A 1,195-nucleotide genomic window follows, 5' to 3' on the forward strand; every position below is an offset into this window, starting at 1 on the left:
CCGGCCGCCCCCTGCACCCGGGGCCCCGCCCCCCCCCCCGGGGCCCCCCCCCCCCCCGGGGGGGGGGGGCGGGGGGGGGGGGGGGGGGCGCCCCGCCCCCCCCCCCCCCCACCGCCGGTCGGGCGGTGGGCCGTTGATGGGGGGGCGTGCGCCGCGTCAGCCGTTCTGCCAGGTGGCGCCCGCACCCGTGAACGCGCCGGAGACGCCGCTGTCATCGGCCCAGATCCAGTAGTTGGTGTGCTGGGCCCCGTCGGAAGTGACGGCCGAGTTGGCGTCCGCGATCCCGGCGCCGTTCTCGTTGGCGACGAACTGGCCCGTCCCGTAGTTCGCTTCGAGGCCCTCCTGAGCCGAGGCCAGGCCCGCGCAGCCGAGCACGAGCGGGGCGGCCAGGGCGCCGACGGCCAGGACGCGCTGAAGAGTACGCATGATGATCCTCCATGGAGCAGTTGATCGGTGGGACGGACCCTGGACGGCCCGCCGCGATCAAGTAGCGACGCACGGTGACGGCGAAGCAAGGTGCGCCGCGCCGGGCAGCAAACGGGGAGCATGCGGAAACACTGCCCCCACCTGCGGAAATGTCCGATCGTGCGATCAGCTGCCGAATCATTCGACTGGAGGAAGTGCGCCCGGCGCGACCGTCCGCAGCCGGCGGGCGCCCCGGCGCCGGGCGACCGCGATCCGGCCCGGATGCACTGGGCCGTTCGGGTGGCTACGGTGGAAGGAGATACTCAGAGCATCCGGGAGATTACGCCATGACTTCCGAAAAGCAGCCTGTTCATCTGACGACGCGGACGGTCACCGGCCACGTCCTCCTCAACGCCCCGATCAGCGGTGACTTCGAGGCCACCCTCACCGACGCCGACGGCAAGCCGATCGTGGGGCGGGAGATCACCTTCTTCAGTACCGCCAGCGGCCAGCGCGTCGGCAGCGCGACCACCGACCAGAGCGGCATCGCCCGCCTGAACTCCGGGTCCAAGCTCCTCGATCCGGTCATCGTCGCCAGCACCCTCGCCACCGGCGCCAGCGCGCGGTTCGAGGGCGACGACACGTACCAGTCCGCCGAAGCCCACGCCGGAACGGCCGTGGGCGTGTAACCGGACGAAGCCCCCGACAGACGAAGAGGAGTGGGGTGGAGGTTCGGCGGCTCCAGCAACGAACAGCGCGCGGGTGTACTCAAGTGCCTCTCACGGCGGGC

At 72.5% G+C, this 1,195-nt stretch carries 2 protein-coding genes; one reads left to right on the forward strand and one right to left on the reverse strand.

Annotation, left to right across the window (positions count from 1 at the left end):
• Window positions 1-156: 156 nt before the first annotated feature.
• The gene (locus ABTZ03_RS14150) at window positions 157-426 is read right to left on the reverse strand and encodes a hypothetical protein (protein ID WP_350513199.1); all 270 of its coding nucleotides are present in this window, start codon (window positions 424-426) and stop codon (window positions 157-159) included.
• A gap of 326 nt (window positions 427-752) precedes the next feature.
• On the opposite strand from ABTZ03_RS14150, the gene ABTZ03_RS14155 reads away from it, so the two are divergent.
• A complete protein-coding gene (locus ABTZ03_RS14155) occupies window positions 753-1,094 on the forward strand; it encodes a hypothetical protein (protein ID WP_350513200.1) in 342 nt (113 codons plus the stop codon).
• Window positions 1,095-1,195 lie beyond the last annotated feature (101 nt).

The sequence above is a fragment of the Kitasatospora sp. NPDC096077 genome (genome assembly GCF_040303245.1).
GTDB lineage: Bacteria > Actinomycetota > Actinomycetes > Streptomycetales > Streptomycetaceae > Kitasatospora.

What these genes read in the sequence shown, in the direction of transcription:
- ABTZ03_RS14155 (WP_350513200.1), top strand. Translation starts at nt 753, where the DNA reads ATGACTTCCGAAAAGCAGCCTGTTCATCTGACGACGCGGACGGTCACC.
- ABTZ03_RS14150 (WP_350513199.1), bottom strand. Translation starts at nt 426, where the DNA reads ATGCGTACTCTTCAGCGCGTCCTGGCCGTCGGCGCCCTGGCCGCCCCG.